The 23,698-nt window shown below is 43.8% G+C and carries 23 protein-coding genes; 15 read left to right on the top strand and 8 right to left on the bottom strand.

The window, feature by feature from the left end; translation table 11 throughout:
- Positions 1-117 precede the first annotated feature (117 nt).
- The 3 genes from U1P77_RS11795 (at position 118) to coaE (ending at position 3,076) form a co-directional block, all read left to right on the top strand.
- Entirely contained in the window at positions 118-1,341 is a 1,224-nt protein-coding gene (locus U1P77_RS11795; RefSeq protein WP_321155170.1) for a type II secretion system F family protein, read from the top strand.
- Positions 1,342-1,366: 25 nt separating this feature from the next.
- Positions 1,367-2,266 carry a prepilin peptidase gene (locus U1P77_RS11790; protein WP_321156688.1) on the top strand — a complete coding sequence of 300 codons (900 nt, stop codon included), beginning with the start codon at positions 1,367-1,369 and terminating at the stop codon, positions 2,264-2,266.
- A gap of 108 nt (positions 2,267-2,374) precedes the next feature.
- Positions 2,375-3,076 carry a dephospho-CoA kinase gene (gene coaE / locus U1P77_RS11785; RefSeq protein ID WP_321155169.1) on the top strand — a complete coding sequence of 234 codons (702 nt, stop codon included), beginning with the start codon at positions 2,375-2,377 and terminating at the stop codon, positions 3,074-3,076.
- Here coaE and rlmB read toward each other — a convergent pair.
- Positions 3,039-3,809, bottom strand: coding sequence for a 23S rRNA (guanosine(2251)-2'-O)-methyltransferase RlmB (gene rlmB, locus U1P77_RS11780; protein WP_321155168.1), 771 nt, complete (start codon positions 3,807-3,809; stop codon positions 3,039-3,041). The two genes, coaE and rlmB, sit on opposite strands and share 38 nt — an antisense overlap.
- Positions 3,810-4,061: 252 nt before the next feature.
- A complete protein-coding gene (locus tag U1P77_RS11775) occupies positions 4,062-4,397 on the bottom strand; it encodes a pyrimidine/purine nucleoside phosphorylase (RefSeq protein ID WP_201554113.1) in 336 nt (111 codons plus the stop codon).
- A gap of 703 nt (positions 4,398-5,100) precedes the next feature.
- Between U1P77_RS11775 and recN the strand changes: the two genes are divergently transcribed.
- From recN to xerD, 7 genes are all read left to right on the top strand, one after another.
- On the top strand, positions 5,101-6,780 hold the full coding sequence (gene recN, locus U1P77_RS11770; protein WP_321155167.1) for a DNA repair protein RecN: 1,680 nt from the start codon (positions 5,101-5,103) through the stop codon (positions 6,778-6,780).
- Positions 6,781-6,961: 181 nt separating this feature from the next.
- Positions 6,962-7,525 (top strand): YqgE/AlgH family protein, encoded by a 564-nt coding sequence (locus U1P77_RS11765; RefSeq protein WP_321155166.1) that lies wholly within the window; start codon positions 6,962-6,964, stop codon positions 7,523-7,525.
- 54 nt (positions 7,526-7,579) lie between these two features.
- Positions 7,580-8,134, top strand: a complete 555-nt coding sequence (gene ruvX, locus U1P77_RS11760; RefSeq protein WP_321155165.1) for a Holliday junction resolvase RuvX — start codon at positions 7,580-7,582, stop codon at positions 8,132-8,134.
- A 107-nt stretch (positions 8,135-8,241) separates the two neighbouring features.
- On the top strand, positions 8,242-8,748 hold the full coding sequence (locus tag U1P77_RS11755) for a hypothetical protein (RefSeq protein WP_321155164.1): 507 nt from the start codon (positions 8,242-8,244) through the stop codon (positions 8,746-8,748).
- Between the two features lie 56 nt (positions 8,749-8,804).
- Entirely contained in the window at positions 8,805-9,065 is a 261-nt protein-coding gene (tusA, locus tag U1P77_RS11750) for a sulfurtransferase TusA (RefSeq protein WP_321155163.1), read from the top strand.
- A gap of 287 nt (positions 9,066-9,352) precedes the next feature.
- Positions 9,353-10,546 carry a methyltransferase gene (locus U1P77_RS11745; RefSeq protein WP_321155162.1) on the top strand — a complete coding sequence of 398 codons (1,194 nt, stop codon included), beginning with the start codon at positions 9,353-9,355 and terminating at the stop codon, positions 10,544-10,546.
- A gap of 265 nt (positions 10,547-10,811) precedes the next feature.
- Positions 10,812-11,750 (top strand): site-specific tyrosine recombinase XerD, encoded by a 939-nt coding sequence (gene xerD, locus U1P77_RS11740; protein WP_321155161.1) that lies wholly within the window; start codon positions 10,812-10,814, stop codon positions 11,748-11,750.
- A 40-nt stretch (positions 11,751-11,790) separates the two neighbouring features.
- On the opposite strand, the gene U1P77_RS11735 is transcribed toward xerD, so the two are convergent.
- Both U1P77_RS11735 and U1P77_RS11730 read right to left on the bottom strand, forming a co-directional pair.
- Positions 11,791-11,988, bottom strand: a complete 198-nt coding sequence (locus U1P77_RS11735; protein ID WP_321155160.1) for a hypothetical protein — start codon at positions 11,986-11,988, stop codon at positions 11,791-11,793.
- A gap of 432 nt (positions 11,989-12,420) precedes the next feature.
- A complete protein-coding gene (locus U1P77_RS11730; RefSeq protein ID WP_321155159.1) occupies positions 12,421-13,335 on the bottom strand; it encodes a DMT family transporter in 915 nt (304 codons plus the stop codon).
- A 223-nt stretch (positions 13,336-13,558) separates the two neighbouring features.
- Here U1P77_RS11730 and U1P77_RS11725 point away from each other — a divergent pair, with 223 nt between their 5' ends.
- Positions 13,559-14,167 (top strand): class I SAM-dependent methyltransferase, encoded by a 609-nt coding sequence (locus U1P77_RS11725; RefSeq protein WP_321155158.1) that lies wholly within the window; start codon positions 13,559-13,561, stop codon positions 14,165-14,167.
- A 114-nt stretch (positions 14,168-14,281) separates the two neighbouring features.
- Here the strand turns inward: U1P77_RS11725 and lptG are convergent, their stop codons facing one another.
- Together lptG and U1P77_RS11715 are read right to left on the bottom strand one after the other, a co-directional pair.
- The gene (lptG, locus tag U1P77_RS11720; RefSeq protein ID WP_321156687.1) at positions 14,282-15,502 is read right to left on the bottom strand and encodes an LPS export ABC transporter permease LptG; all 1,221 of its coding nucleotides are present in this window, start codon (positions 15,500-15,502) and stop codon (positions 14,282-14,284) included.
- A 38-nt stretch (positions 15,503-15,540) separates the two neighbouring features.
- A complete protein-coding gene (locus U1P77_RS11715) occupies positions 15,541-16,860 on the bottom strand; it encodes an LPS export ABC transporter permease LptF (protein ID WP_321155157.1) in 1,320 nt (439 codons plus the stop codon).
- A 377-nt stretch (positions 16,861-17,237) separates the two neighbouring features.
- On the opposite strand from U1P77_RS11715, the gene U1P77_RS11710 reads away from it, so the two are divergent.
- The 4 genes from U1P77_RS11710 (at position 17,238) to sstT (ending at position 21,851) form a co-directional block, all read left to right on the top strand.
- Positions 17,238-17,837, top strand: coding sequence for a cysteine hydrolase family protein (locus U1P77_RS11710; RefSeq protein WP_321155156.1), 600 nt, complete (start codon positions 17,238-17,240; stop codon positions 17,835-17,837).
- A gap of 300 nt (positions 17,838-18,137) precedes the next feature.
- Positions 18,138-19,793 carry a leucyl aminopeptidase gene (locus U1P77_RS11705; RefSeq protein WP_321155155.1) on the top strand — a complete coding sequence of 552 codons (1,656 nt, stop codon included), beginning with the start codon at positions 18,138-18,140 and terminating at the stop codon, positions 19,791-19,793.
- A 53-nt stretch (positions 19,794-19,846) separates the two neighbouring features.
- Complete coding sequence (locus tag U1P77_RS11700; protein WP_321155154.1) at positions 19,847-20,311, top strand: DNA polymerase III subunit chi; 465 nt, start codon at positions 19,847-19,849, stop codon at positions 20,309-20,311.
- Between the two features lie 337 nt (positions 20,312-20,648).
- A complete protein-coding gene (gene sstT / locus U1P77_RS11695; protein ID WP_321155153.1) occupies positions 20,649-21,851 on the top strand; it encodes a serine/threonine transporter SstT in 1,203 nt (400 codons plus the stop codon).
- A gap of 151 nt (positions 21,852-22,002) precedes the next feature.
- On the opposite strand, the gene U1P77_RS11690 is transcribed toward sstT, so the two are convergent.
- Both U1P77_RS11690 and U1P77_RS11685 read right to left on the bottom strand, forming a co-directional pair.
- The gene (locus U1P77_RS11690; RefSeq protein ID WP_321155152.1) at positions 22,003-22,326 is read right to left on the bottom strand and encodes a chaperone modulator CbpM; all 324 of its coding nucleotides are present in this window, start codon (positions 22,324-22,326) and stop codon (positions 22,003-22,005) included.
- An 83-nt stretch (positions 22,327-22,409) separates the two neighbouring features.
- A complete protein-coding gene (locus U1P77_RS11685) occupies positions 22,410-23,405 on the bottom strand; it encodes a DnaJ C-terminal domain-containing protein (protein ID WP_321155151.1) in 996 nt (331 codons plus the stop codon).
- Positions 23,406-23,698 lie beyond the last annotated feature (293 nt).

Genomic DNA, 23,698 nt, shown 5'->3' with positions numbered 1-23,698 from the left:
CATTGATTAATCACTGATTTTTTACGCTAAAATAAGGCCTATAAGTTTAATACCTTAGTTCAGGCATTGTTCTATTTTTTAAGAAGTCCATCTTAGACAAAATTTGAGGGTAGAAACATGGCGAAAGCTAAGACTGATATGCTGTTAGACTTTGTCTACGATGGGGTTAACCGACGCGGACAAAAAGTCAAAGGTGAGACCACCAGTCGTAGTTTGGAGCTGGCCAAAGCGACCTTACGTAAACAGGGCATCACTGTTAAAGGTATCAAGAAAAAGCCCAAGCCACTATACACCTTTAAAAAAGCCATTAAGCCTATTGATATTGCGATTTTTGCGCGCCAATTGGCAACTATGATGAAAGCGGGCGTCCCCTTGACCCAATCCTTTGAGATTGTCGCTGACTCACTTGATAATCCCAGTATGAAAGATTTGGTCTTACAGATAAAGGCTGATATTGAAGCCGGAGGTACTTTTGCCTCTGCCCTTCGCAAACATCCACGCTACTTTGATGATCTATTTTGTTCGCTGGTCGATTCTGGTGAGCAGTCAGGTGCCCTAGAAACCATGCTTGAACGGGTGGCGACTTACAAAGAAAAAAGTGAATTACTCAAAGCAAAAATTAAAAAAGCTGTGAAATATCCTATTGCGGTCATCGTGGTTGCTGTCATTGTCACTATGATCTTGCTGATTAAAGTGGTACCAGTATTCTCAGATCTATTTGAGTCTTTTGGCGCAGAGCTACCTGCGTTTACTCAAATGGTCGTGGGCATGTCTGAGTGGATGCAAGCTTGGTGGTTCATTTTGATTATTGTGATTGGCGCTGCCATTGTTGGTTTTTCAGAGTCTAAAAAACGATCTAAGAAGTTTCGCGATTTTTTAGACCGTGCCACCTTAAAGGCGCCGATATTTGGTAATATTGCCTATCAAGCCATTATAGCCCGTTTTGCTCGTACGCTATCTACTACTTTTGCCGCTGGTGTGCCACTGATTGATGCTCTAGAATCCACTGCTGGGGCAACCAACAATGTGGTGTTTTATAACGCCACTCAACAAATAAAAAACGATGTTTCTACGGGCCAACAATTGCAGTTTTCAATGCGCACAACCAACGTATTTCCGAGTATGGCCATTCAGATGGTGAGTATCGGTGAAGAGTCCGGTAGTTTAGAGGAAATGCTGGAGAAGGTAGCTGTCTATTATGAAAACGAAGTCGATAACGCGGTCGATGGCTTAACCAGCTTAATGGAACCAATGATTATGGCGGTGTTAGGTGTGTTGGTCGGTGGCTTAGTGATTGCCATGTACTTGCCAATCTTCCAGATGGGCTCAGTGGTAGGCTAATGGCTAATTGAAGGACAGCGACTTGATGCAATTGATACCGTTATTACAAGATAATATGAGCTTGGCTTTAGTCGTGTTTGCGCTACTAGGTCTTTGCGTAGGCAGTTTTTTAAATGTAGTGATTCACCGTATTCCACTAATGATGGTCTATGGCTGGCGACAAGAGTGTGGCCAGTTCTTATCTCAACAAGCGGATATGAACCCTGAACATTCAGCAGCATTGACTCGCATGGTCGCTAATGATGTTCCCATTACTTTAAGTCTACCAGCCTCACGCTGCCCTCACTGTGCACACAAAATCAAGTGGTATGAAAACATTCCTCTTGTAAGCTGGGTAGCTTTACGCGGACGCTGCTCTGACTGTAAAGCAGCTATTGGGCTACGTTATCCTATCGTTGAACTGGTCACCGCGCTATTAACAGCAGTGGTTGTTTATCATTTTGGTGTTAATGCAGTTGGTCTATCAGCATTGATATTGGTATGGACGCTCATTGCCTTAACAGGCATTGATTTTGATACCCAGCTGCTACCTGATCGCTTTACCTTTCCATTAGCAGGACTGGGCCTAGCGGTCAACTCCCAAAGCTGGTTTGTAACGCCAACTCAGTCAATTTGGGGCCTATTATTAGGGTTCTTATCGCTATGGGTAGTGGTCAAAGTATTTTATTTGATCACCAAAAAACACGGTATGGGCCAAGGCGACTTTAAACTATTAGCGGTAATGGGCGCGTGGCTTGGGCCACTAATGTTGCCACTTATTATTCTATTGTCATCCTTACTCGGCTCAATCATTGGTATTATTTTAATGAAGAAACAGGGCGAGAGCCAACCTTTCGCCTTTGGTCCTTATATCGCTATCGCTGGAATCATCGCGTTACTATATGGCTCAGATATCGTCAACTGGTATTTGGGCATGTACGCTTAAAGGCAATAGCGGTTATAACCCTCCATTGTCGTCATATTGCCAGATCCTACCTATTATGTTTATTAGTTGTTTTTATTTTTTATTCTATCAGCCAAATAAGTCATTTATATGTCAACAAACTTTAATTCAACGTCTCATCACGCGGTTACTAATACCAACCTGACGCGTCAGCAAGCTAAAAACAAAACCTTAGTAGTTGGGTTAACCGGGGGTATCGGTAGTGGTAAGTCCGCTGCCACTAACTGGTTTGCTGAACAAGGAATTGATATTATCGATGCTGACGTAATCGCCCATGAAGTGGTTACTAAAGGTAGCGCAACCTTACGTAAAATCCAGAGAAAATTCGGGGATTGGGTGATTAATGCTGCAGGAGAAATGGATCGCGCGCTGGTACGTGCGCACGTATTTACCCATCCTGAAGCGCTGATTGAGCTTGAGGCCATTACCCATCCAGCGATACGTGAAGCTGCAAAAATACAGTTAGCGGGCAGCACATCAGCTTATGTAGTGCTATCGGCACCTTTGCTCATTGAGGCATCAGAAGCAGGATTGGCCAATCTATGTCAGCGTATCTTAGTCATTGATGCGACCGAGGACACGCAGCTTGCGCGTGCAAGTCTGCGTGATGAGCAAAACGCGGCAAAGATTAGAGCCATTATGGTCAATCAACTTAATCGCGAAGAACGCAATCTTCATGCTGATGACGTTGTCGTCAATGAAGGTGATTTGGCTAGCCTACATTTGCAACTAGAGCCTTTGCATCAGACCTATCTTACCCTTGCCCAGCAGCTAAAGTACGCTGCCGATTGATCTCATAAAGCGCCATACCGGTAGCGACACTGACGTTAAGGCTTTGTAGATTGCCATGCTCGTTACCTGACATCGGAATATAAACCAGCTCATCACAGCTTTCAGTGGTTAAGCGACGCATACCGTCACCTTCTGAACCCATAATAAGCGCGGTTTTGCCAGTCAAATCTGCGACATGTATGGGTTTGGCATCGGCATTGAGTGCGGTACCGAATACAAATACGCCGGCATTTTTGATCTTCGATAGCGTGCGCGCTAGATTGGTCACGCTGATAATAGGCATCATCTCTGCTGCACCAACCGATACCTTAGCAACCGTTGGCGTTAGGCTAGCCGCATGATGCTTCGGGCAAATAACGGCATCGACACCCATTGCTACTGCCGTGCGTAGACAAGCACCAAAGTTATGCGCATCGGTAATCTGATCGAGTACCAGCAGTAAACACTGATCGCGTCCGGTAATGGTATCCAGCAAGCCATCATCTGCGAAACTTAGCGGACGGGCATGGAGTACTACTCCTTGATGCTGCGGGCTGCCACACAACTGGGTCAGATTGTCTTTTTGGGTAGGTTGAAGACTGATACCATTCGCTTGCGCTTGCGCAATAATAGCTTGTACATGACTGTCGGTTTCGCGTCCTTGCTGTACAAATAAACTTAGCGCATCGAGAGGACGATATTCAAGTAAGGCATCGATAGCATGAATGCCATAAAAATAGCTGGGTTTTGCCATAACAGGCCTGCTGATTAAAAATTAAAAGTTGGCTATCGCTAAATAAGATAGGCTAATAGAATAGAAGGTAACATGCGATTATAGACGGTCTTATTAAAAAGAAACAAACAAAATCAGAGTGATCTTATTTGTTTTATTTTCAATTGATAATGCTACGATTTCTAAGTTGGCGGTCTACAGTTTTGAGCTACAATTTCAAGCTGTAGCTCTAATATTTGGGCTATGGTTTTATGGTTTACTGGATAACTAATATTAGCCTTCTAAGTGACAGACATACTGAACGATTTCTTCAGTACGTAAGTTAAACCCACTATTACCTTCGACCACAAATGATTGTCCAGCGCGGTAGTAGCTGAATTCCTCATCACCATTGATTTTGACTTCACACTCACCGCTGATGATTTCGATACGTTCAGAGGTATTGGTGCTAAAGTGATAATGTTCGACAATATTATCACACGGTAGTATGACGCCTAATGTTTTATGGCGACCGTCCTCAAACATGATGGTGTGGCTTGAACAACGCCCATCATAAGATATTGTGGCCTGAGAATTGACCGTCACATTGGTAAATTTTGCCGCTGTCATAGTGGCTTCCTTATCAAATAATTATTGCTAAACTAAAAAATAAGCGACTGGTTGAGGGGGTTGTTTCTAAAACCACATAAAGGTTTCAGATACAGATAAAGAATTTAAATCAAACTCTTTAAAATACTGAGTTAGCTGCTCACTTTACTAAAAGTACACTGTCCTACAACGCGCTGACTTCTTATAATGTATCGCCACGTATATAGAGATTGTAGCAAGATTTTATCATTATGTGAGATTATGCTACCACATTATATCTACAAATTTTGTTACAACCCAGCTGAAATTTTTGTTACTGATTGGAGTCAGTATTTTTCGGTTATCTTAATCATGCCTGACCGCTATAAAGCAAGGTAGTGTTTGCAATTATACCTTGGGCACCGATATTATAAAATTACCTTAAAGTAAATTGCTCAGTGCTCTGCTTTGAATACAGTTGCTTTTGATAAAGCTTATCGTTAGTCTAACTATCATTACAATGTTTATTAACAACTATTTTTATTGATTTTATAGGCGCTTATCTATGTAGATTTATGTGCTTAGTCATCTCTAAAATTTGTATTTAGAGTATTTTGACACCATACTATTTATCAATGCTACCTACTTAATAATACCTACCTTTTACTAATAAGTACCCATCTATTTTAGATATGACTCACCGAGGATCTTATTCGATGTTAATTGTCTGCCATGAGAGGCGTTGATGCTGTTATCACTAACTTTATATCAGTTTGCGTTGATAGCCAAGCATGAGCTGAGCGTTGCTGAAGGCTTTAATGTCATCACCGGTGAAACAGGAGCCGGCAAGTCGCTGCTACTTGATGCGCTATCCTTATGCGTCGGTGAACGAGCAGACAGTGCGATGGTAAGGCATGGTGCCGCTCACGCTGATATTTATGCCCAGTTTGATGTTCAAGACAATAGTGTCGTCGCTGATTGGTTTGCTGAGCATGATCGACTATTAGATGAGCCAGAAGTATTAATTCGCCGGCAACTAAGTAGCAATGGACGCTCAAAGGCATGGCTAAACGGCACACCCGTTAGTCTGGCTGAACTTAAGAGCTTGGGCGCATTGTTGGTTAATATTCATAGCCAGCACGCCCAGCAAGCACTTCTTAAGCCGCAGTTTGTCGTGCAATGGCTTGATGAGATGGCACAGATAACGTCGTTAGTGGCACAAACGGCAAGTAGCTATCAGCAGTATCAACAGCTAAAACGCCGTGCTGATGACATTGCTAGCCGCGAGGCTCAACGTCAAGATAGAATTCAGCTACTGCAAAGCCAACTTGCTGATATCTCGCCGCTACTGAGCGTTGATTATTTTGAGATCGAAGCGGAGCACGAAGAGCTGTCTAATATTGAAGCCTTAATGCAAGAAGCCAGTCATGGTCTGCATCTACTGGATAATGACATTGATGAGCCGGATGTAATGACCCTGCTCGGACAAGCTATCAAGCTGTGTGATTATCAAATGGGTGTCAGTCAAACCTTTGAACAGGCTTCAGAGCAGCTGCATTTAGCGCAACAGCAGATTACCGAGGTAACGGCGCTGCTCTCAGATTATGCTGAGCAACAACTGCCTGATCCTGAGCGTCTGCAAGCACTAGATAGCATGATAAGCTTAGGTCATCGGTTGTCACGCAAGCATAATTTGCCAGTAAGCGATTTAATCACCGAGGCGCAGGCTTGGGAACAGCAATTAGAGCAACTAGAAAATGAGCCCAGTAGCGATGTCTTGGCCGCACAAATTGAGCAAGCATGGCAAGAATACCTGCAGCTGGCAACTCAATTGAATGATGAGCGATCGCAGGCCGCCCCGACTATTTGTACGCAGCTGATTGCGCAGTTGCAACCGCTGGCGCTACCTAATGCACGCTGTGAATTTGTCTTTACCAAGAAATCAGACTCAGCCCATTATAATGCTCAAGGCTGCTACGATATTGACCTATTATTTAGTGCTAATGTTGGCATGCCAATGCAGCCGCTACATAAAATCGCTTCCGGCGGCGAGCTGTCGCGAATGGCATTAGTCATGCAAGTATTGCAAGCGACCAATGCGGATAATAATGCCGCCAAACCTATGTTAGTGTTCGATGAAGTTGATGTCGGTATCAGTGGTGGTACCGCGCAAGTGGTGGGTGAGTTACTGCGCACCTTGGGGCAGACTCAGCAGTTATTGGCCATTACTCATCAAGCGCAAGTCGCGGCGCAAGCGCACCAGCATATTTTAGTACAAAAACATCATCATGAGCAGACCCAAAGCGAGCTGCTTATCTTGACCGATAACGCCCAAGTAGATGAGCTGGCACGAATGTCCGGCGGTGTGACTATCAGCGACGTAACTCGTGATCATGCGAGAAGCTTGCTAACTGATGTTAAATAAAGCCGTTGAATAACAAGTTGGTTATAAATACTCGTGAGTTGATAACGTTCAATATTGCTGCCAGTTAATATTTTCCCAGCCAGCTCCACCTCTGACGTCAGTGATTTTTGGCTTCAGTTGATTTTCTGCTCAGTATCACCATATAGTAGTGCCCCACCTCTTTTATATTGTACTTGCCCCTATGCCTAGAGCTAACTTGACCCATCATTTTTTAATTGCGGCACCAGAGCTGTCAGACCCTAGGTTTGAGCAGGCGCTGATCTATATCTGTCGCCATGATAAACAAGGCGCCCTCGGTCTGATAGTCAACCGTCCGCTAGAGCAATCGCGGGTAGGCAAGCTGCTAGAAGATTTAGATATCGAGGTCACTAATACACAGGTGATGGAAGATTTAGCGTTAGAAGGCGGCCCTGTGTACCCTGAAGTGGGTTTTGTACTTCATACAGGCCAGCCAGAGTGGGCTTCCTCATTTGCCATCTCTGAGAACGTCTGTATTACCACCAGTCAAGATATTCTTAAACGTATTGCTGCGGGTCAAGGGGTCGGTCATTATCAACTGTGCTTAGGTCACGCCAGCTGGGGTAAAAAACAGCTTGAGCGCGAGCTTGATAACGGTGACTGGCTAGTATGTCCTGCTGATTTAACCTTATTATTTGATACGCCTTTTGAAGAGCGCTGGCAGCTAGCCGCTGATAAGATTGGGGTCAATTTTGATTATCTAAGCAGTGATATCGGTCACGCTTGATAACTAAGCTAATCTCAATACACTATAAAAACAATATAGGAAACGCCCCCTACTATGGTAGATAGTGAGACCGACTTCGAAATCAACAAAGAAATCAACAAAGAAATCGACAAAATCGATGATACCAGTGTTGCTGAGCCCGCCACTAAGCCTCACCTCATATTGGCACTAGATTATGGGGTTAAAAAAATGGGCATGGCACTAGGTAATACCATTACCGAGACCGCGCGCGCATTCGATATTCTAGCGATGAATAACGGACAACCTGACTGGGATAATTTACTTGGCATCATTAAAGTTTGGGGCGTCGCACAAGTGGTCGTTGGACTACCGCTAAATATGGATGGCAGCAGCTCCATGCTCTCGAAGCGCGCGCATAAGTTCGCACGTAGGTTGGCTCATCGCCTATTAGAGCAGCACTCACCGGCGACCGTGATACTTTGTGATGAGCGCTTGACCTCAGTAGAAGCGCGCGAGCTGGCATGGGAGAACGGTTGGATTAAAAATCAGCGCGATCCGATTGATGATATCTCTGCCTGTATCTTGATGTCTACTTACTTCGCTGAGCCTAGTAGTGGCATAGCGATTGATGCCATCCAAGCTGATTAAGGCAACTGTCAGACAAGTAGTAGTCAGACAAGTAGTAGTCAGACCAAAAATTATCAGCACATTTATAACTCTGTTAATAATATTTACCTAAAAGACGGCTGCTTGTTATGACCAATGCCCCAAATCAATCTACGCAGTACGGCTTTACTCCGCTTGCGGTTACTCGTATTAAAGGCGCACAGCGAGTAAACAAAATTGCGGTGTACCTGATTTATGCCGCTATTTTTGCCTTTATGGTCTTTGGGACGATTGCCAGCATAAAGATGTTTCATGACAATCAGCTGCTGTATCGATTGTTTTTTAATCTACCGTATGTGCTGATTGCCCTGACCATTCCTATGACGCTTTATGATGCCTTTATTATTTATCGCTATCGGCTCAACCAAGCATCGATGGTGATAATGACTATTGGGGTCTCGAGCATTATTCTTATCGGTGGGCTGCTGTTTGCTGATACCGCTTGGCTGGGGTTGGCCTCATGGCTTGGTGTGGCATTCTTATTTAAAGTTAGTTTTAAGCGCTTTTTTGACTTTTTAGAAGTAGATGATTTGTCAGAAACCACTGAAGAGACATCTATGGATATCGCTACTGATTTGGATAATAAGCCATTATAAGTAAGTACATTTGGCAGAAAAATTGCATTTAACTCATTCAATTTAAAAAAATGACTATGACAACTTCAATACTAGACATCTCTATTAACCATCATTTAGACACTCAGGGGCTGATTTGTCCTGAGCCAGTCATGATGTTGCATAAGACCATCCGTAAAGCGGATGGCGGTGATATTATCGAGATATTAGCCACTGATCCAGCCACCACGCGCGACATTCCTAATTTTTGCCGTCATTTGGGGCACACGCTTGTCCATCAAGAAACTCTAAATGAGGCGCCAACATATCGCTATTTAGTAAAGAAAAAAAGCGCCTAATAGTTGCTAATTGTCGGTTGCCAACTTGAATGCATTCAAATGTACGTATAGCTACATAGAGCACTCATAACAGCGCAATACATAACGCGAAGATATAGTCAGTTCACAATAAAAGAGAGTCGTGTATAGCAACGTGCCACTGGTATAAATTTTTCTTACGTGCTGTTCGCAAGCGGGACAGAGGCCGCAAAAAATTTATCCCAGTAGCACTGTATCGTTTTTAAATTGAATCGACTATATCTTTGCATTGTAGGGAACATATTATTCACAAGTTAAAGGTAGGCAGCGTGTTACCAACAGAAAAGCAGTATGTGCAGTGGCACGAAAACGAAACCTTACGTAATGCCCGCTGGTTGTCCCAAAGCAATCAAGTGCCGCCCGCGCGTATTGTTTTGGTCGACGACAAAACGACAGCAGATCAGGCCTATCGCTTGTCTTGCGCGGGCACTTCAATGCTGTGGGACGGTGACTTTCATAATGCGCGGCAATTACTACAAGCCCTCACTCGACGCATTGAGCGCTCTGAGCAGCGCAAAACTAGCAAAGCGGCCAACAAGAATAAATCTGCTAAACCTACGGCTGAGTCAGTGTTACCTGAAACGTTACCTAACTTGTTTCATCAGCAACGCCAAGCCCAAGCCCAGCGTTCGCGCGTGTTAAGCCGCTTGCTATTAAAACTTGATACCCGTTATGTCAGTCAGTTACGTCGCGCCCCCGATGTGAGTGTTGCCTGTACGGCTGCTTTTGGTGAGCTGGATGAGCCATGTTTACTCTCGTTTCGTGACTTGCAAGGGGCGTTAGGCGCGGCGGGGTGGCGCGCGAAAGGGGTGCCGATTGAAAATTTAGGTCTATCAATTTTCCCACATTATGGTGTCTTCGCGCCAACACGTCATGAGTATGTGCAGTTGTTGCTCGATGCACCGCTGCCTAATGAACATGATATCGCCTTTGATATTGGTACCGGAACCGGTTTGCTGGCAATTATCTTGGCGCAGCGCGGTATGCAACAGGTGATTGCGACGGACTTAAATCCACGTGCTTTGGCCTGTGCCAGCGAGAACTTTGCACGCTTAGAGTCAGCCGTGCAGTTGCAGCAAGCAGATTTGTTTCCGACTGACGCGCCAGTGGCCAATCTGATTGTCTGTAATCCACCTTGGTTGCCCGCTAAACCAACCTCGCCATTGGAATACGCCGTCTATGATGCCAATAGCACGATGTTGCGTGGGTTTTTGCAGGGCGCAAAACAGCACTTAGCCGAGCAGGGAGAGGTCTGGTTGATTCTGTCGGATTTGGCGGAACATTTGCAGTTGCGCAGCCGTGATGAGTTATTGGGCTGGTTTGCGGATGCTGGTTTGGCAGTGAAATACCGTCTCGATACCCAACCTAAGCACGGTCGCAGCCAAGACACTACTGATCCACTGTTTGCTGCGCGCAGTGCAGAAATCACCTCGTTATGGTGTTTAGTGCCTTTTGATAATTGAAGTAATACTTGAATAGTACCTAAAGCATAAAAATTGCCTAACAAAAATTTTATTAACGTTATAGTCAGTTCAACATAAAAGAGAGTCGTTCCTATCAACGTGCTGCTGGTATAAATGTTTCTTGCTTGCTGTTCGCAAGCGTACTTCGAGCCTGCAAAAAATTCATACCAACAGCACCGTATCGTTTTTAAATTGGATCGACTATATGAAGCGATAAACGTCTAAACCAATCAACCTATTCTATACAACCACCGAGTATTGTCCTATGAGTCGCGACCGTGCCGTACAGCAGCGTCAACCAAAAGCGCTAGCCGTTGATGACGAGCCGACTTATATGACCGAGTTTCGTCAGGCGATGCTCGCTCGTGGTTTAGCGACCCGCACTCGCAATGCTTATGTACGCGACTTACGCTCTTGTGAGCTGACCAATCATACGGCACTGACACTTTGGCAACCCGATGAAGCATTGCATTGCCTATCTATTCTTGCTCAAGACGGCAAAACCCCACGTACGCAAGCGCGAATGCTCTCCAGCCTACGCCAATTTTATTTATGGATGATTGCTAGTAATCTGCGTGAAGACAATCCTTGCGAGCGTATCAAAACCCCCAAGATTGGCCGTCCACTACCAAAAGACTTAGCAGAAGCTGATGTCGATAACCTACTGGCGGCACCCGATAGCAGCACGGCACTCGGCTTGCGTGATAAAGCCATGCTAGAGGTATTATATGCCTGTGGTCTACGGGTCAGTGAATTGGTTAATCTATCAATAGAGCAAGTTAATCTGAATGCTGGCTGGCTACAAATTACCGGCAAAGGCAATAAAACCCGCTTAGTGCCATTAGGTGAATATGCAGCAGACGCGCTTGAAGACTATTTAGCCCATGGACGCGGTGATTTGATTGCTCACCTGAAGGCAGGAAATTGCCAAGCGGTTTTTTTGACCGCACAAGGCGGCTATATGACCCGGCAAAACTTTTGGTATCTACTAAAGAAGTACGCCAATGTCGCCAGTATTGATAAAGACTTATCGCCACATACCCTACGTCATGCTTTTGCTACGCATTTGCTCAATCATGGTGCGGATTTGCGTAGTGTGCAGTTGTTGCTTGGGCATAGTGATTTATCGACTACTCAGATATATACGCATGTGGCGACGGCTAGATTGCAGAAGTTGCATGCTAAGCATCATCCAAGGGGATGATTAATAAACTAAAAGTGGTCATTTAGTGTATATTTTGGCTCTAGCCCAGCTTTATACGGGAGCTTGCGGGGCTTTTAATCGTTTCTTTAGCGTCTTCGTTATCCTCTAACGCATAGTGTATCCTGCTTAAAATTGCATCAATTCCTTTTACATAGTTATTTTCATTCTCTCGGATCAAAACCTTTTTTAATTCAATAAAAAGTTCATTTAACCTGATTAATTTTTTTAGATTGTTCATAATATTTCATCCATGATATAGCTTATGATCCTAGGGCGTGTTGAACATTCGACCATAACACTGACAGCGACTATTTTTTAGGCGATTCAAAGTCAAAAGTATCTAGTTTAGTCACTCTAAGCGGATAGTTTTGACAAAGTAGCGGCAAAAAAGAGTCCTGTCCCTTCGGGCTAATGCTAAAACTGCCCCATACTGTGTAGCAAATCTAGCTAAGGCATCTGCATTATCGTCAATTTGCATCTTGTCTGGAACAGTTTTAGCTATCAGCAGTGCTTATTTGTGAATGTTCAACACGCCCTAATTTGGGACGAGCTTATTTCTAGTTGAACCAAGCCTTTTACAAAATACCACCGCGTATAGAAAATGAATTTTTGCGAGCTATTCGGTGCGCTAGGCGCACCCTACAAAGCTGTTTATGGGCAAACGAAGCAATTATTGCCGTAAGGACATGAATCCTGCTACGACAATCAAGAAGATTCCAATTAAAGATAGCATGTCTGGAACTTCGGCAAAAAATACTAGCCCCCATAATATAGCAAATCCAACATACGCAAAGTCAAATGTACCAATGACTGCGGGCGGTGCCTTTTGATAAGCAATTGCTGCTCCTACACTACCTATCAGAATTGCAGCTGCCAACAGTGCCATTAACGCCCATTCTACGAACCCCATGTTTGTCCATGAAGCTAATAAGAAACCTTTACGTGGTTCAGAAACGATTGACGAAATCAAAAACGCAGCCAGTGTCCCTACGACAACGAATGTCAGGTTCAGTGCAAGCGATAGCATGACTGGATTAACTTCTCGGCACTTGGTACGAGTTAGGATCATTGACAAGGCATAAAGCACAGCGGAAATTAACGGCAAAATAGCAAAGAGGTTAAAATCTCCAGCTTTTGGGCGCAGTATTAATAAGACCCCTAAAAATCCGACAATTACTGCCATCCATCCAAGACGACTGATTTTGTCACCAATAAACCCGGCTGAAAAAAGAGTTATAAAAATAGGTAGTGTATAATAGGTCGCAGCAGCAATCGACAAATCTAGATTTGGTAAAGCCAGGTAGTAAGCGAGCCACATGCCAACTAGCATGATGCTACGAAGCATTGTCCAGCCTAGCGCTGGTGGAACAGATAAAGCACTTGGCACTTTAATCCAAAGATAAAGCAGAAGAATAGGCATCACTAGGAGCGAGCGCAGAACAAATATTTGCCAGATAACAAACTCTGCGCTGGTGAACTTGATTAATGCATCACCTAGTGAAAGCGCTAATACCGCTATGATAATTACCGATACTGCGAGAGGTAAGTTATCTTTATGTTCTTTAAAGTGTGTACTAGATTTCAAGTAGATACTCCTGATAGGCTAAGCTCTAAACATTAAACTAACCCACCCTTGTACCTACTTCAACCCCAACTCTCAATTTTATCAGTACAATTTCTACCAATCCATAGCTGCAAACCTCCTCTTTTCTCGTTACAATACGTACTATAAAGCGTTCACTTATTTTGGCTTATTAATTGTCATAAATTGCACGCATCCATTTTCATATCCATTATCCGAGAACCCCATGAGCCATAGACCTCCTGCTGACCTATTAGACAAAGCAAAACACTGGCGCGATGATATTAATTTTCGCCAAGACGTGCTGGGCAAGCCTTTTGACTTTGCGACCACGTGGGGAATCTTTTCACCACAAAAGCTCGATGACGGTAGCTTGATGCTTCTCGATTATATTGATTTTGAGCAGGATGATGACTCAATAGATTTAGGCTGTGGCTATGGCGTGCTAGGAATGGCGGCAGCACGCGAATGTCCAAATGGTCAGCATACTTTGATTGATAAGGACTTTATGGCAGTAGAATATGCGCGCCGTAATTGCGAGAAGAACGGTTTGAATAATGTCGATGTGCATTTGTCTAACGGCTTTAATCATGTAGATAAAGCGAAGGATTTTAGCTTGGTGATGTCAAACTTACCAGCCAAGGTAGGTAAAGAGCAGCACTATCTCTATTTCCTCGATGCGCATGCACGTATGCGTAAAGGCGGACGCTTTTATGTGGTGACGATCAACGGTTTACGTCAATTTATGAAGCGCTCATTTACTGAAGTATTTGGTAATAGTGAGAAAGTGAAACAAGGTAAAACCTACACGATTACTATGGCGACCAAAGACTAAGCGGCAACTATTAAGTAGTGAAATTCAAATAAAAACTAAGCCATAAAAAGCACACTGAATCTGTCATGATTTAGCGTGCTTTTTTTGTGTCTATCTATATCAAAGCATATCAGTCTACATCTGCCGTTTTAGCAGATAGCCGCCCAATACAGCACTAGCGATAATAGGTAATAACACCATCAATAACGGCGAAAATCCAGTTGCCAGCGATATAAAGCCGACCAAATCCTGAACATAACTAAACAGTAAGCCGAATAATAATGCCACTACGATACGCAGACCCAAGCTATGCGTACGCAGGGAACCAAAGACGAATGAGCAAGCGACAATCACTAGAGATAAAATAGATAAGGGGGACAGTAGCTTTTGCCAAAAAGCCAACTCATGCGTTAAAGAGCGTTTATCTTGCTGTCGCATAAACTGACGATGCTCATATAATTGGGTGAGCGACAGATCTTCCGCCTTACGCGTAAGTAGATAGACAGATTTAGGGGCAAATGGCAGACTTAAAGTGTCAGAAGACTGTTTGGCTTGGCTGCTATCAAAGCCTTGATTGATAGTCAGCCTGGTCATATTGCTCAGTTGCCACTCATAGCTATATTGCTCGCTAGCTTTTGAGCTGGCATTGTTTATAGGCTTGCGACCGGAATAGCGCCCACCCTCGGCATGAATAGCCATTTGTAAGTTGCCATTGTTATCCAAATGCCAACGTTTTACCGTGCCAATATTACCTTGCACATCGGCATAATCAATATATAAAATATCACTACCATCAGGCTGTAGTTTTGAGCTCTCAGAATTATTGTCGGCACCATTTTCAGCATTGTTGTCATAATTGCCATCAACGGTCTTAAAGCGCGGCTGCACCGTCCAATAACCGCGTACGGACGTGACCAGCGAGCTGCTGTCTTCATTATGAATGTTGTTAGCCAATTGATTGCTATGGGGCAGCACAAACTGATTGATAGCCAATGCCAACAGCACAAAAACCAAGGCGGGCTGTAATACCCAGCCAACAATACGATAGACGCTGATCCCTGAAGCGCGCATGACCACTAGCTCGCTTTTATTCGCCAGCAACCCTAAGCCTACTACCGCGCCTAATAGCGCCCCTGTGGGAATAAATTGTTCTAAAAAATAAGGTGAACGATAAAGAATATATTTGAGCGCCTCAGACATAGTATAGCTGTCGTTTAGCGAATCAAGCTCAGATAAGTAAGAGAATAAAAGTTGTAGCGCCCACAGTCCAAGTACCGCCCCGATAATCGCGAGTAGCGCATTGACTTTAACGTAGCGCCCGAGCACTTTTAGTTTGGCAGGTTGAGTTTTGGACATCTGATTTTTAGATGGCTGTTTAGATAGTGAGGAGCGCATTATAATTGCCCTCCTTGAGAACCGTTGCCATGGTTGTTACTGTCTGAATGATCGAAGCTATTGTCCGTTACAGGTTGCTTGTCTTTTTGGCGAAAGCGCAGCCGATGTTGGATACGATTGCCCCAATTCATATAAAGTGCCAATACCATAAATCCTAATATCAACCAAGCGTACGACCACACGCTAACGCTACCTTTACTTACTGCGTTCTTCAGCGATATAACCCCCATCGCACAGCTGACAAATAGCAATACCGATGGAAACAGACGCAGCCAGCGCCCTTGACGGGGACGCACTTGCGCCAGCGGCACGGCCAGCATGGGCGCAATAATCATCAGCCACGGTAGCGCTAAACGATAGCCAAGCTCCGCTTTCGCGGCACGTATGGCATTGACACTGCCGGTTTGCGCGCTACCGGTCGCCGCTTGCCATAAGGGTCCAATCGCTTGAGTTTTAATATTGTCTTCAGTCACTACCTCTTTAGACGATCCGGTTAAAGTAATACGGTAGCGATCAAAGCTAACTTGATTATACTTTAGACTGCCCGCGCCCACTTCATAACGCCGCCCTTGAAATAAATCCAACTGAGTTACGCCGCTACCGTCATTGTCCACTTGCTCCGCACGTTTAGCCAGCGTAATAATATCTTTGCTAATAGACTGGTTACTGCTGTCTATAGTGTCAGTTAACGCTTTAGGCAAGTCAGGAATGGACAGTTGATCGGTTGGATCAGGGTCTGTATTTTTTGTATCTGTATTTCTTATAGCGCTGCCTTGATCGACAGGTTTCGTTTGAATTAATATTACGTCTTGTAGCTGTTTTTTATTATCGCTTAGGCTGCCCACATACAAGTGATAATTACCATTGGTTATAAATTCAGTTGGGCGAATCAGATCAAAGGCGCTGGTTAGTGCTTGCTCCTGCCAGATAGTCTCGGATGAGCGTACGCCCCAAGGTTTACCAACCACTGATAACGCCGCTTCACCTACGAATAAGGCCAAAATTAATGGTGTCATCAACCGCGCGAGCTTACCGCGAGAGACCCCGCTCGCATTAATAACCGCCATCTCTTGATCAACGTAAAGCCGCCCAAACACTAGCATCAGGGCAATAAAAAAGGCTAAAGGTAGAATTAACTCTAAAAAGTACGGTAGGTTATAACCAATGATAGTAAATAACAGGCTGATATCTAAGTTGCCTTCGGCAGCGATACCAAAGTAACGTACCAGCCGTCCACCAAGCATCATCATCATCAAAAACCCCAATACCAAAGCAGTGGTTGAGGCAACCTGACGGGTCATGTAGCGGCGTAATATCACAATAGGTACTCTTAGCGGTTGGCATTCACACGAGTAATCGCATGTTGATTGATAGGCTTATTCAAATTTGTCTGAAGACGATAGGCGTAACCGCTAATGCTAGCATATTTTTGTAAAAAATAGCTGTGAAATGTGTTTGAAAACATTACCTAACCCTTGCTAACTACGTACTTATCATCTGATATCAGACAGGGTCGAATTAAGACATAAAAGTTAAAAAACAAAAGGACTATAAGTCCTAATAACTAAATCTCTAATTTATTTTAATGCTTATCATTCCAGCGGCTTTGTGTGTTGTTCGTATCATGCACCGAATATCATCGCCATTAATTGTTAGAATTTAGCTTCATATCGTTTACTCATTAACGGAGAATAAGATGTCTGTTCCTTCTACCCTACTTGAACTCGCTGGTGGTCAATCTGCTACGATTGATTGGTCAAATTGCGCTATTGTCTTGATTGATTTTCAGAATGAATATGTTGACGGTGCGATGCCTTTAGGTGATGCCGGTAGCAAAGCAACGGCCAACGCGCGTCTGCTACTTGATAAAGCACGAAAAGAAAGTATTCCTTTATTTCATATTGCCCATCACGGTAATGAGAAGATTTTTGATCCGTCATCTTCCAATGTTGCCATTGTTGATAGCTTACAACCAATGAACGACGAGAAAACCGTCACCAAAACGCACCCCAATGCCTTTCATGACACACAGCTACAAGAGCTTATAAAGGCCACTGGCAAACAGCAAATTATCTTTGCTGGTTTTATGAGTCACATGTGTGTTAGCTCAAGCGTGCGGGCGGCCTTTGATTTGGGCTTTGAGAACTTTGTTTGTCATGACGCCTGTGCTACTCGCGCTTTACCTGATGCAAAAGGGCAAGCGATAAATGCTGATGTCGTGCATAACACTGCCATGGCAGCGCTGCAAGATAGATTTGCCACTTTAGTCTCGACTGATAAGTTGGTTGGTAAATAGTTGCAGTAGCTAGAATAGCTGACTGCCAATCAACCTATGCACAACAATACTCGTCACATCATTAGTCATTCTATTAACAGTATGGCGGGTATTGTCACATGTAGGTGGTAAAGTCGATAAGATCAGGCAACAACGGCGTTTAAAAACATTACCTAACCCTTGCTTACTGCGTACTTATTCCTTGATATGCTACACTATAAAGACAGCTTAACGAGCTCATAAATATAAATTGCATTTCTGTTTTTTAGATTAATTCTTACTCTAAACTTTTACCCTAAAAATAAATAAGGATAACAATATATGAATATTAAGTTAACTCAGCATCTACCAAAGACTCACACCCAAAAGATTCTCAAAAAAGAAGCCAAAAATAAAGACGAGGCCTGTTTGGTCGTTTTAGTCGATGATAAGAAGAATATACTGGCTGAATCCGCTTTGAGCGATTATCAAGCGCGTATTGAGCAGCTCATTGAAGTCTCACACTTTAAAGGTAAAGCCTGCGAAACCGTTGCCGATTATGCATTGGCAGGTGATAAAAAAACCACCAAGCAAAATCCTGTCCAGCTATTATTAGTCGGCGTCGGCTGCTGTGATAAGCTCAATAACACTGTCCTACAAAAAATTGCCAATACCATCTATCAGAGTACGCAAAAGCGCGTCGCTTCAATCACTGTCGCCTTAGGTGATACGCTAGAAGAGAAGCAGTTTGGACAATTTTCACTAAACTTATTAGCAGCAAGCTATCGTTTTGATAAATACAAATCTGAGCAAACAACACCGGTATTAACTGATATCTATCTACTCGCTGACAAGTCTTTGCAGCCAGCTCTAGACTTTGCCCAGTCCGTATTTATCGGCCAAAATCTAACCCGTGATGTGGCCAATGAGCCAGGGAACATTTGCTTCCCCGCCTATATGGCAGAGCAAGCGCAAGACTTGGCTAAAGCTTATCCTGATCTATTGAAAGTGACAGTGCTAGGTGAAGAAGAGATGTCAGCGTTAGGCATGGGTTGTTTTTTAGCGGTGTCACAAGGCTCTACTAAAGAAGGCCAACTGGTCATCTTAGAATATCAAGGCAAATCTAAATTCAGTGCCCAAGCTGCCAATAAAACCACAAACAGTAGCGCAAAAGCTAGCAGTGGTCTAAAAGTGCTCACAGATAAACTTCCTAGCAAAAAATCTGCGAAAAATGCGGCTAAGAATAGCGATGATAACGCGCAAATTTCAAATGACGACGCGCCTATCGTATTAGTTGGTAAAGGCGTGACCTTTGATTCAGGCGGTATCTCTATCAAACCTGGCGCCGCAATGGATGAAATGAAGTTCGATATGGGCGGCTCAGCAGCCGTGTTGGGCACGATGAAAGCCTTATGCGAAGCGCGTCTACCAATTAACGTTGTGGGTGCTCTCGCTTGTGCAGAAAACATGCCATCAGGTGATGCAACACGTCCCGGTGATATTGTTAAAGCCATGAACGGCAAGTCGGTCGAGATTCTAAATACTGATGCTGAAGGCCGTTTAGTACTAGCAGATACCTTATGCTACATCCAGCGTTATCAGCCAAAAGCCATTATTGATGTTGCTACTCTAACGGGCGCTTGTGTGGTTGCTTTAGGTCACGTTCGCTCAGCAGTATTTAGTAATGATGAAGATGTATTATTTGAGCTCGAGAACGCTAGTGAACAATCAGGTGATCTAATCTGGCACATGCCGATGGATGATGCTTATCAATCATTGCTCGACTCTCCTATCGCTGACATGCAAAACATCGGTGGCAAGGGTGCAGGCGCAGTGACTGCAGCTTGTTTCTTGTCTCGCTTTGTCGAAGACGGTCAAGCATGGGCGCATTTAGATATTGCTGGTACCGCATGGAACTCAGGTAAAGAAAAAGCAGCAACCGGTCGTCCTGTGCCACTATTCATGCAGTATCTAAAAAACTGTGCAGATATGGCATAGCCCTTTAGAACTGTTATAGACTTTCATAACTGCTAGTGATGTAGAGTATTTACATGATGCAAATTAGTTTTTATGTGTTAAGTGAGAGTAAAGCCCAAGATTTCTTGGGCTTTATTTGTCAGTTGACCCAAACCGCACTCAACAAAAGCAGCCAGTCGTTATTAATTCTTGCTGAGGATGAAGCTTTGCTTAGCGATTTTGATGAGGCTTTATGGGCCCAGGATGCCAGCAGCTTTATTCCACATCAACGTCTAATAGCTAACGAAAACACTGTTGATAATATAGGGTCATCTCTAGCCCCAGTCCTACTGGGCGCTTATCTGCCAGCGGAGTTCAATGGGATTGTTATCAATACCACTTCCCGTCCCGTTAATGACTTTATCACTGCTACTAGTAATACACAGCCCGCGCGTGTTCTTGAGATTATCAAACCAGATGACGCAAGCGTGCAAGATGGACGCGTTAAATATAAGCGTTATCAACAATTAGGCTATGAACTCACTCACTTTAAAGTGTAATCGCTTATTTACAGCTAACCAACTATATAATGAGCCAAACCCCATTAAGTTTACCCCCTTTTGAACAGCCTCACTTAAATTACTTACTTCGATAAACTAGCTACTATTCCCATTCAGAACTTGGATACTAGCTTTATATTCGATTCACTATAATGCTTCTCCCTTCGTACTTTTGGCTTTCAATAGCTTGCCTTAAATCTATGCTCTAAGTCGATATCATCGCTGTATTGCAGTAGGCGAATATCTGAAAAAATGCTACCATTCCCCCCAAATTATCATGCTGTTATCATGATTAATTATTCTTAGTTTTTTTATTGACTCGGTTAAGGGTGTATAGATGCGTTCATTAGTTGCGATGTACCAACGAATAGGGCTGGTACCGCTGATTATTATTGGCTTAGTATTGGGTGTGTTAATCGGCTGGCTTGCTCCCAGCATCGGTATTGCATTAGGACTTTTGGGGACCTTGTTTGTTGGCGCGCTAAAAGCAGTTGCTCCGGTACTGGTGTTTGTTTTAGTTATGGCAGCGATTAGCCAACATCGTAGTGGCAATGAAGTCTACGTTAAGCCCGTCATTATTATGTATATATTCGGCACTTTTTTGGCTGCACTAACGGCAGTAGGGGCAAGCTTTCTATTTCCAACCGAGCTGGTGTTAGTTAACGCTACCGTTGAGCAAGTACCACCGGCCAACCTAAAAGAAGTTCTGACCAACCTACTACTTAACCTAGTCGCTAATCCGGTCAACGCGGTAGCTGAAGCCAACTATATTGGCATCTTAGCGTGGGCAATCATCATCGGCTTTGCGCTTCGTCAAGCCAGTGATACCGCACGCACCATCGTAGGCGACTTTGCTGATGCCATGTCCCAAGTGGTGAAATGGGTGATTGCTCTGGCACCTCTTGGGATCTTAGGCTTGGTTGCCAATACGGTCGCTGAAACTGGCTTTGCCGCCTTAGCAGGTTATGCCCGTATCTTAATGGTATTGGTCGGCTGTATGCTCTTTATTGCCTTAGTTGCTAACCCGTTAATTGTGCTGATCAAGACTGGCAAAAACCCTTATCCATTAGTATTTACTTGCCTGCGCGAATCAGGGATTACCGCATTTTTTACTCGCAGCTCAGCGGCCAACATTCCGGTCAACATGAACCTTGCACGCAAATTAGGTCTACACGAAGATACTTATTCAGTGACTATTCCACTGGGTGCCACTATTAATATGGCTGGCGCAGCTATCACTATTAACGTCTTAACGCTTGCGGCTGCCCATACATTAGGAATTGAAGTTACTTTTGCCTCGGCTCTATTGTTAAGTCTCGTCGCTACTATTAGTGCTTGCGGTGCCTCAGGTGTGGCTGGCGGCTCATTGCTATTGATTCCACTTGCCAGTAGCTTATTTAGTATTCCGAATGACATTGCTATGCAAGTGGTTGCCATCGGCTTTATCATTGGGGTGGTGCAAGATTCCGCAGAAACTGCATTGAACTCATCAACTGACGTGTTATTTACGGCAGCAGCTGATCCTACATATTCTCGTTAATAGTGATTAAAATTTAGCAAAAAGCTATTCTTAAAAACAAAAAAGGGCATTTATTGCCCTTTTTATTTTATCTGCTATTAATAGCAAGTATTTACTATGCACGCTTAGATATGATTTTATCTAAGCAGCCAAACTACTTTGAGTCAATAGATTATTTTAAAGTGCTGACTTCTACTTCAATCATCGGCGTTTCTACTTCCCACTGGCGCTTAAACTGACGCAGCTGCTCAAGTTCATCTAATAGCTCAATGATTAAGCCAATCGCTGGCACGCTGGCTTCAAAGTCACGGCTAAGGCGGGATGCGCGACGAACAGTAGTCAGCTGATAGCCGCTGAACTGTTCGCTTTCAGGTACGTCATATTCAATGATACTTTCTTCAATCAAAGCAATAACCCATTGGCGCTCTTGACCACAGGCAGATATCAGCTCATCTAAACTCATGATAATGTCGGTTAATTCGGGCGAGTGTTTCATCATTATTATCCTCGTTTGCGCTTTATTTCATCGTTATCGTATGGTCATTATTCATCTCTAACACGGTTAAATCATGGCGGCTATTAACGGTTAATACTGGTATCGGCAAAGGCTTGCTTTAATTGCTCATAAGCTTGGGTTGCCGCTTCAGTGTTGACCTCTGGATTGACAATATTCAACTTTAAGTATAAATCGCCGGCTTGCTTGGCAGGGATACCTTTATTTTTGAGGCGCAAATTACTACCAGACTTACTGTTTTTGGGAATAGTGACGCCTAAAGTTCCTGCTGGGGTGGTGACATTAATTTTTTCACCGAGCGCCGCTTCCCATGGGGTGATGTTTACCGTTTGATAAACATTGGCGCCTTCTAGACGAATATTATCGGCATGAGTAATTTTAACCTTTAAGAATAAATCGCCATTTTTGCCGCTCCCACTACCCGCAGCACCTTGTCCTGCTAAGCGGATCTGTTTATCATCGGTAATCCCTTTAGGAATCTTGATTTTGAGGGTTTTATTATCATATTCCACGTTACCATTAAGCTGACGGACGGGAACGTTCAGTTTGATACTATAGTCATCGCCATTATAGACCGACGCCAAATCAACGTTAATTTCCGCGTGCTGGTCTTGACCTTTGCTATCTTGCGTGCCAAAACCACCGCCGAATTGATCAAAGCCGCTCTGCTGTGATTGGCCGCCCTCTTGCCCGCGTGCACCGCGACCAAATGCGGAAAAGATATCATCGAAGCGAAAGCCGCCATCGCCAAAGGCTTCGCCTTCACCAAATTGACCTTTCATATCTTCCCAGCGTTGACCACCACCGCCCGCCTGTCCACCGAAGCCACCACCTTGACCGGCAAACGGATTGTTTAGCATGGCATCATATTCAGCACGCTTGTCTTTGTCTCTTATGGTTTCATAAGCATTATTAATTTCGGCAATCTTATTGTCAGCGTCCGGAGCATCGCTAACATCCGGATGATATTGACGTACAAGCTTGCGGTATTTTTTTTTGATATCCGCATCTGAGGCGTCTTTTTTGACCCCTAAGATGTCATAGTAGTTTTCTTCTGCCATATTATTGTTCCTTAAGGTAAAAGCTTTTTAATTATAATAGTGTACGAATTCTGAACGTTATAGTATTTAAAACTATATGACTGCGACTGTGTAATAACATCTTGTAGTTTGAAGCCATAACTTTACTAACAAAGCCTTGCCAGTACCGTCTTACCAGTAATAGTGCCAAGCGGCACCAGCGCTTACGCTATCTGAGTCATTGACTACGCTATTATTAGAGTGGGTGTCAGTATGAGTAATAATAATTCTAGCATCATTATTTTTTGACAACTGTTGTCGCAATGTCAGCTCAG

The sequence above is a fragment of the Psychrobacter sp. LV10R520-6 genome, assembly GCF_900182925.1.
Taxonomy (GTDB): domain Bacteria; phylum Pseudomonadota; class Gammaproteobacteria; order Pseudomonadales; family Moraxellaceae; genus Psychrobacter.
Note: the sequence above shows the minus strand (reverse complement) of the source record. Positions and strands in the feature narration are given on the sequence as shown.